Raw genomic sequence first — 8173 nt, forward strand, 5'->3', positions numbered from 1 at the left:
CGGGAATATCGCGACCGCCCGTGCGGTCTGGGTGCTGTCAGCCGGGCCGAACCGGGTGATCACCACGTCCTACACGCAGACGGCCAGCTCTTGCCCGTGCCTGGAGAATGACGACGATATCGCCTTCCGCATCCGGTAGGCGGAGGCAACTTGCTGGACTCGCCTTGATGGCCGGTGCCATAATGCGGGTTGAGTAAGGCGGTAGGTTCAGCTCTCTGGGAGGGCCGGCCACGGGGCTCGAAATAGGGGCTCGGCAGGGGCGTAGCGGATTCACCCTCATCGAGGTGGTGGTGGTGCTGGCGATCGTCGCGCTCCTGGCGGCGATCCTGACCCCGCTCTTGCTGAAGTACCTGGACGATGCGAAGATCGGCCGGGCCAAGAACGAGGTCCTCGTACTGAGCGGGGCGATCCTGAGCTTCAACAAGGACACCGGGCTCTGGCCGGTCTACAACGATGGGAACCCCTCGGGGACGCCGGCCACGAGCGCAGCGACCATCAAGACGCTGTTCACCAGCGATGGGAGTCACGCGACCATCAACAGCTCCACCCTCAATCCCGCCACCAGCGCCGACGGGGCCTGGACGTCGGAGGCCACGGCGAACAACTTCGACAACGTCGAGAACCACCTGGCCGTGAACCAGCCCAAGGCGGACTCGACGAAGGGGTACCGGACCACGGGGCCGTTCGCGTGGAAAGGGCCGTACCAGGTCGGAATCACCGCGGACCCCTGGGGGACGAAGTACTACAGCAACGTCCAGTACTTCCAGCCTGGGGCGGCCAACAACATCGTCTGGGTGCTCTCGGCGGGCCCCAACCGGCAGATCGATACCTCCTTCACCCAATCGGCCAACACGAACTCCGCCAGCCCTGGTGACGACGACCTCGCCTTCCGCCTGAAGTAGTCCACTGCCCAATCCAGTGAGAGCTGGCCGTCGCGGGCCGACAGCAGCGGCCAGACTCTGTACGGCCGCCTCCCCCTGCAGATCCCTCCTTGCCAGAGATGCGATCTCTCGCTTGACACCAGGAGCCCGAGGGAGAAACTATGGCGCAGTTCACGGCGCGGTCGCGCGGGGAGGGAGGACGACCATGAAGCGCGCAGTATCCGGGCTTCTCGCCGTCGCCCTGCTGCTCGGGCTGCTGGGGGCCGGGCAGGCTCAGACAGTCAGGGTGGGGGTCACCACCAAGGCGCTCGACTATCTCCCGATCTTCCTGGGCAAGGAGAAGGGGCTCTTCCGCGAGGAGGGGGTGAACGCGGAGCTCTTCGTCCTGGGGACCAGCGTCCGTATATTCCCGGCCCTGATCGGGGGCTCCATCGAGGTGTTCGACTCGACGCTGTTCGTGGTGCTCCTGGGCATCGAGAAGGGGGAGAAGGTCGAGATCCTGGGAGCCACCACGAAGCATGCGCAGTTCCACCTGGTCACGAAGCCGGAGATCCGCCAGGTCAAGGACCTGACGGGGAAGCGGGTGGGCTCCACAGGGGTGGGGAGCGGGCATTACTTCTCCCTCATCGCCTTCATGGAGAAGCAGGGGATGAAGTTCCCCGGCGACTACAGCGTGCTCACGATCGGGGGCACCCCCGAGGTCTGGCGCTCGCTGGAGGCCGGCTCGATCGACGCCGGGGTGCTGGCATTCCCCTTCCACATCCTGGCTCGGGGGAAGGGGTTCCACGTGCTGGCGGAGCTGTACCGGCACGCCCAGTACCCCCTGACCGGGATTACCGTGAAGACGGATTGGGCGCAGCGGAACGAGGAGCTGCTGCTGCGCTACCTCAAGGGCCACCTCCGGGCCATGGAGTACACGTACACGCGGGGGCCGGAGGCCGAGGAGGTGCTGATCAGGGTCATGGGGTACCAGCCGGACATGGCGAGGCTGGGCTGGGAGGAGTACAGCCGGATCGGGCAGTGGAACCGGGACCTGGTCATCTCGCCGGATGCCGTGAAGACCATGATGGGCTTCCTCATCAAGACCGGGGAGATCAAGGCCCCGGGGGAGTTCAGCAAATACGCGAACCCGAGCTACGTCGCCAAGGCCAACGCCCAGCTCAAGGCCCGGTAGGAAGGTCGTCCCCGGCGTTTTCGGATGCCGCCGGCAGGTCCCGGGGGACTTGACCTGTGCTACGATACCGCTTCCAGCCGCAAGGGGGGAGCGAAGATGCCCGCCAGGGACGCCAAGAAGGCCCACGAGAACCCCGCGCGCGTTCGGCAGATCCGGGGGATCCTGCGGCAGTGTCAGTCCTCGAAGATCCAGCTCATCCGCTTCCTCTACTGCGGCAACGACGGCGTGATCCGGGGGAAGGCCTGCCACGCTGACTACCTGGAGGGCTACCTCGAGTCGGGGATCGGGCTCACCGTGGCCATGCAGTCCTTCAACATGCTGGACCAGCTCACCCCCGGCGGGCGCTTCGGCCCGGTGGGGGAGATCCGGCTGGTCCCGGACCCGGCCACCTTCGCCATCCTCCCGTACGCGCCCCGCAGCGCCCGGCTGCTCGTGGACATGGTCCGCCTGGACCAGCGCCCCTGGGAGGCCTGCGCCCGGAGCTTCCTCAAGCGGATGATCCAGCGCGCGGCCGAGCGCGGCATCGCCATCAAGGGGGCCTTCGAGAACGAGTTCACGCTGGCCCGGCAGGAGGGGAGCGCCTTCGTGCCCATCGACCGAAGCCCCTGCTTCAGCTCCATCGGGATGGACTCTGCCGCCCCGGTGATCCTGGACATCGTCGAGGCCCTGGGCAAGCAGGGGGTGTCCGTGGAGCAGTATTACGCCGAGCTGGGCCCCGGGCAGCAGGAGATGCCGGTGCGCTATGCCCCGGCCCTGCGGGCTGCCGACAACCAGCTCACTTTCCGGGACACGGTGCGCGGCGTCGCCTTGACCCACGGGCTGTACGCCTCGTTCGCGCCCAAGCCCTTCCCCGAGGCAGCAGGCAACGGCGCCCACCTCCACTTCAGTGTCTGGAGCCTGAAGGAGGACCGGAACCTCTTCTACGGCCCCGGCGACCCCCACGGCCTGAGCAAGGAGGGGTACCACTTCATCGGGGGAGTGCTGAAGCACCTCCGGGCGCTGGTCGCCCTGACGGCCCCGTCGGTCAACTCCTACCGGCGCCTGCGGCCCCAGTCCTGGAGCTCGGCCTTTGTCTGCTACGGCCCGGACAACCGCGAGGCAGCGGTCCGGATCGCCTCCCCCCGCTGGGGGCGGGAGATGGAGTCCACCAACCTGGAGCTGAAGCCCTCGGACCCCAGCAACAACCCCTACCTGGCGCTGGGCGGCCTCATCGCGGCCGGGCTCGACGGCCTGGAGAAGGGCCTCGACCCCGGTGGCCCGCTCCTCGTGGACCCTGCCACGCTGAGCGAGCCCGACCGGGCGGCGCGCGGCCTGGTCCGGCTGCCTACCTCCCTGGAGGAGGCCCTGGATGAGCTGGAGCGCGATGACCTGCTCTGCCAGGCCCTGGGGGAGGTGCTGGCCGGGGAGTACGTGGCGGTGAAGCGCTCCGAGGTCCGGGGCTTCAAGGACAAGCCCGTGGAGTTCGAGCTCGAGCACCACCGCTACAAGTACTGAGTTACCAGTGCTCCCATCCTGCTACGCTTCCGCCATATTGATGTACTCGGGAGCGATCGCTCACCGACGGCGTCGATAGGTGGTGGAGGTCCCGGATCCTCGCGCATCCCTTGGAAGGCCGTGAGGATCCGCTCGCGGTCTCTGGGCTGGAGTTGGTTAAGCTCCCTTCTGGCGGGCCCGGCGACGTGGAGGTCCCAGCTCATGCAGGAGTTGATCGAGGGTGACGTAATCGCCGCGGGCATACGCCGCTCGACCGCGGCGGATCGCCCGGAGCTCAGCCGGGGACGCGGTCACTTCCGGGAAGCGACGGTCCGAGAGGAAAAAGTAGTTGCGGAGCGCCTCGCGAACAAGTTCAGAGCGTGTACGGTGTTCCGCTTTCCGCACCTCCTCCACTTTCCGGATCATCGCCGCCGGGAGCGAGATGGTCATGGTCTGACGGGTCCTCATGCACATGCCCTCTATGGTGGTATTATTGGGTCGTAATTAATGTTACCAGACCCAGAGAGGGCGTCAAGGAAAGCACTACGTCCGGCGGGAGCAGGCAAGGGAGACGCTCTCTTTGACTGGCGCCGGGTAAAGGGCGAATGAGTCCGGCCAGCGGGAGCGTCTTCGGGCGCGAAGGGCTCGGCGGGCTGCCGATCATCGACGGGCACTGCCACCCCTTGCTCCGGGATTTCATGGCGCCAACTCTGGACCAGTTCCGGCGCCTGCTGACCGAGAGCCGCGAGCAGGCCATCCTCGCGCACCACGCGCCCGCGCTGCCCCTGACCCGCCGCCTGCTCCAGGCCCTCGGCACGCTCTATGGGGTACCTGCCGAGGAGGCGGCGGTCCTGGAGGCCCGGACCAGCCAGCTCGACGCCGCCCGCCTGCGGGAGCTCTTCCGCGCCCAGCACGTCGCCGCCCTGCTCGTGGACGACGGCTATCCCCCCAACGCGTTGTCCATCGAGGAGATGCGCCGCGTCCTCCCCTGCCGCGTCCACCGGGTGCTCCGCCTGGAGCGGCTCGCCGAGACCCTGATCCTGAAGGGCCTGGAGTTCGAGGAGTTCCAGGCTGCATTCCGCGCGGAGCTGGAGGCGGCTCCGGCCCATGGGGTCGTGGCCTTCAAGAGCATCGTCGCCTACCGCTCAGGGCTGGCGGTCGGTCCCGTGACAGAGGCCGAGGCCCGCACCGTCTACAGGACCATTCGCCGCGAGGCTCACGGACAGGAGCGGCTGCGGCTCGTCAGCAAGCCCCTCCTCGACTTCCTGGTGCGGGAGATGCTGGGCCGGGCCCCCGAGCTCGGCCTTCCCGTGCAGCTCCACACCGGGTTCGGCGACGCCGACCTGGACCTGCTCCAGGCCAACCCCCTGCTCCTGCGACCGCTGCTCAGCAGCCCGGAGTCCCGCGGCGCGCGCATCGTGCTCCTCCACCTCGGCTACCCCTACTTCCGGGAGGCCGCCTACTTGGCTGGCCTACATGCCGGCGTCTACGTGGACTGCTCGCTGGCCCTCCCCTACCTGCAGGAGGCGCTCGTGCCCGTGCTCCGCGAGCTGCTCTGCCTGGCCCCTTGGACCAAGCTGCTCTACGGCTCCGATCTGTACGGGATCCCCGACCTCTACTGGTTCGCCGCAGGGCTGGGGCGGGAAGTCGTAGGAAGAACCCTGGAGACGCTGGTCGAGGACCGGATGCTCACCCGGGACGACGCGCTCCGGGCAGCCGAGGGGATCCTGGCCGGGAACGCGCTGACCCTCTACCGACTTGCTCGGGAGGCGGCTCCGCCAGGGAGAGGGCACTGAGTTCAGATCAGTTTGTGCCTCCCCGCCTCTTGCGCGTGGCTCTCCTGATCCGCCTCCTTTCCAGACGCTCTAGACGCCATTGGTGCCAAGGGGGCAGGCCTAGATAAAGCTGCTGGGTGACGTCGCACAATTTGAGCAAGTCATGGGTTCTTATTTCCTCAGCAAACCTGCGATGACTGCCGCTAGCCTTTTGCCAACAGTAAGGCGGCGCGACGTTTGAGAACAATTCCGTCCCTGTAAGTATCACAACAGGGTTAAATGGACGTTCAGCCTTCCAGTAGCGCCGGCCACGATTAACCACTCCCCCCAGTAGCCGTTTTTCCTGCGCCGTAAGGACCTTTTTCAGGGTAGCGAAGACGAGCACAGCTCCCGGAAAACTCTCGGCTAACGTCCGCATCCGCGTACAGTCGTCCCGGGTAAAGGGATTGAACGTTTTGCACTCTGCTAAAATAAGTTCGGCCTGCGGTATCCCGAAGCTCTTGTACTGAAGCAACATTCCTAGGTCGACCTCTTTCTCCTGCCCATCCTTCCGGGCCGTGAAGCTCAGTAAGGGGGTAGTAGCATCCCGACGCAAATGCGAGAAAAATCTGAGCGTCAAAAGGACCGAGTAAACCCCATAACCCTGCTTAGGCAAGCTGAATGGCCCGAGGGCCCGGTATGACCATGCGATATCCCTTGGCGAGTCTGAGGGGAGAGGAAAGCGCGAAAGGCACTTCCCGCATTCCAGTTCATAGCTGGCCTCTTGGACTGAATACCACGATCGCTGCGTACACACGGGGCATTGAAGTTCTATTCCCAATTGAAACATCTTCGCTTCGATTAGGTGCTTCAGGACTATTTTCGGATCCCGTACGATTTCCTCTTGACTCGCAATTCTCCTTACTACCTCCCACAGTCCGCCTGCCGCAACAGTTCCTCCACCGGCCATCTTGCTGAGTAATTCTATCGTCTTTTCGTTGGCGAGCCGAAACGTTCCAAAGACTCCACCTAGCTGTATTAGCATCTGCTTGGCCAGTCGGCCCGCAGGGGAAAGACCTGCTGACCACTGCTTGGATTTTAACCATTCGATGAACATGTCCTCAGCCTTGGGAATGGTAAACTGGACCGGCCAATCGGTAAATCGTGAGAGGTAAGTCATACCTTTCTTGGAGAACCGCCACTCGTCAAAGCCAATCCCCCCGATTGCCCAAACAAGTCGTGAATCCCCCTCCGGGATGACTTCGGCCACCGGATCTATTCGCCCGTACTGGCGTAACTCAATCCGGTTGGCAAACCGGGGGGAACCATATCCGTCGAAGCGGGCGATGAACTTGGGGTCCAGTGTCCGGAAGCTCACCCGCTCGTCCAGGCCGGCCAGATCGTGATGCCGGGTATCGGCTTCAAGGTCGCAGCAAGTTGCATCGTCGTGGGTACGCGCCCATTCATCCCAGATCCGGGGATAGTGGGAGTCCTTTAGATATTTTGGATTGTCAGGGTCTCGGCTATTCGAAATAGAAAGGGATTGGATAAACGCCTCGAGATCCTCTATGGTCGTACAGCGGCTCTTTAGGATCGTTGTGCGGTGATAAAGGCTCGGATTGTCGCGATAGGGCCAATAATTCTCCTCAATAAACTGGCGGGCGAGGGTCCCAACCGGACCTAGTTTAGCCCCTTGCGTCGGGACCGGCACAACGTCCCAACCAATAGCCCGTAGGTTCCAGTAGTCGATGACATCCAATGGATCGGTAGCGTCTAGGACAAAGATGCAGGTTTCTCTCCCTAAACGTGGTGCGCCGAGACGAGAGATGTAAAGGGAGGAAAGCCGGAGGGGGTACAAACTTGAGGATGCTAACGTTTCAGAATAAGAGGAAAGCGAGCACGTCGACATCTCCGGCGCTAGTTCCGCCGGAAAGCTCCGCTGCATAAGGCCGTCTACCCCAGGGGGGAGAGAACCAAAAACGCTTTCCAAGAAGAGGCGGTGCTTCCTGAAACGGGGAAAACAGAATTTAATAGGAACGCGGCGGACGAACTTCAGTTCCGTAACGAGGAGATATTCGAGGAGCTCGAAGAGGCCAACTCCGTATTGGGGAATTCTGTCCTCAATTACGCCCTGAAGTATATCCGAATCGTTCAGCAGTTTCCTATTGCCAACATCTATCCCGGCCGCGGAACAACTTCCAACCACGACGACGAAATCAGGGTCAAAAGCATCGAGATAACCCGAAACGAGGCTTGGCCCTAACGGCGGGGGAGAGATGGGGTCACGCCATGGCTTTGGCCGTCGTCTGACAAGGGGGATTATTGGGTTAAACTTTCCTCCCCAGAGGAAAGAGTTTATTCGGATAGCTTGACGAATCGCGGCGGTGTCTGAGGGATCAACAAGAAACGCAAGTTTAATCGGTCGGAGCGTTATAGTTAACGTACCTAACGGCATAAAGTACGCTGCCTCTTCTTACTGCGGAGGATTAGTTCGTCCACTGCAATCTTTGCCGTGTGCAGCATGCCTCCGGACGAGGCCGCATATGATTGCTTCAATTCCCTGACGGTGATCTCTGCCTCCAAAAGCCGGCACCGCTCCGAGACGAGAAAGCGGTCGGGGATGGGATAATCACGCCTCTTCATAGATCCTCGTCAGATGAGATCCTCACTTGCCGGCGAAAGTCACAGTCCCAAGGCTTGCTGGCGCCCATCGTTCGACTTCCTCGTGACACGCAGGGGAGGTGGAATTGTACGGGTCGACCTCCAATCTGAGATGCACACGTTCTCACATCTGGTGGGCGTACTCGCTGGGGTCGATGGGGATGTCCACGACCGTCGGGCCCCGGGCCGCCAGCCCGGCCCGCACCGCCGCCTCGACCTCCTCGAACGTC

At 63.3% G+C, this 8173-nt stretch carries 6 protein-coding genes; 4 read left to right on the forward strand and 2 right to left on the reverse strand.

Going from position 1 to position 8173, the window contains the following annotated elements; genetic code table 11:
• Positions 1-290 precede the first annotated feature (290 nt).
• The 3 genes from HY726_06120 to HY726_06130 all read left to right on the forward strand — a co-directional run bounded on the left by HY726_06120 (position 291) and on the right by HY726_06130 (position 3549).
• The gene (locus tag HY726_06120; GenBank protein MBI4608561.1) at positions 291-902 is read left to right on the forward strand and encodes a hypothetical protein; all 612 of its coding nucleotides are present in this window, start codon (positions 291-293) and stop codon (positions 900-902) included.
• Positions 903-1086: 184 nt separating this feature from the next.
• Positions 1087-2055: an ABC transporter substrate-binding protein gene (locus tag HY726_06125; GenBank protein ID MBI4608562.1), complete on the forward strand. Its 969-nt coding sequence runs from the start codon at positions 1087-1089 to the stop codon at positions 2053-2055.
• A gap of 96 nt (positions 2056-2151) precedes the next feature.
• Positions 2152-3549, forward strand: coding sequence for a glutamine synthetase (locus tag HY726_06130; GenBank protein MBI4608563.1), 1398 nt, complete (start codon positions 2152-2154; stop codon positions 3547-3549).
• A gap of 156 nt (positions 3550-3705) precedes the next feature.
• On the opposite strand, the gene HY726_06135 is transcribed toward HY726_06130, so the two are convergent.
• On the reverse strand, positions 3706-3978 hold the full coding sequence (locus tag HY726_06135) for a ribbon-helix-helix protein, CopG family (protein ID MBI4608564.1): 273 nt from the start codon (positions 3976-3978) through the stop codon (positions 3706-3708).
• A 155-nt stretch (positions 3979-4133) separates the two neighbouring features.
• Between HY726_06135 and HY726_06140 the strand changes: the two genes are divergently transcribed.
• Entirely contained in the window at positions 4134-5324 is a 1191-nt protein-coding gene (locus HY726_06140; protein ID MBI4608565.1) for an amidohydrolase family protein, read from the forward strand.
• Positions 5325-5331: 7 nt separating this feature from the next.
• Here HY726_06140 and HY726_06145 read toward each other — a convergent pair whose 3' ends face one another.
• Positions 5332-7737, reverse strand: a complete 2406-nt coding sequence (locus HY726_06145; GenBank protein MBI4608566.1) for a hypothetical protein — start codon at positions 7735-7737, stop codon at positions 5332-5334.
• Positions 7738-8173 lie beyond the last annotated feature (436 nt).

This window comes from Candidatus Rokuibacteriota bacterium (assembly GCA_016209385.1).
GTDB lineage: Bacteria > Methylomirabilota > Methylomirabilia > Rokubacteriales > CSP1-6 > JACQWB01.

Excerpts from the sequence above, each read along its gene's own strand:
- HY726_06125 (MBI4608562.1), top strand. The coding sequence starts at position 1,087 with ATGAAGCGCGCAGTATCCGGGCTTCTCGCCGTCGCCCTGCTGCTCGGG.
- HY726_06130 (MBI4608563.1), top strand. The coding sequence starts at position 2,152 with ATGCCCGCCAGGGACGCCAAGAAGGCCCACGAGAACCCCGCGCGCGTT.
- HY726_06135 (MBI4608564.1), bottom strand. The coding sequence starts at position 3,978 with ATGACCATCTCGCTCCCGGCGGCGATGATCCGGAAAGTGGAGGAGGTG.
- HY726_06140 (MBI4608565.1), top strand. The coding sequence starts at position 4,134 with ATGAGTCCGGCCAGCGGGAGCGTCTTCGGGCGCGAAGGGCTCGGCGGG.
- HY726_06145 (MBI4608566.1), bottom strand. The coding sequence starts at position 7,737 with ATGCCGTTAGGTACGTTAACTATAACGCTCCGACCGATTAAACTTGCG.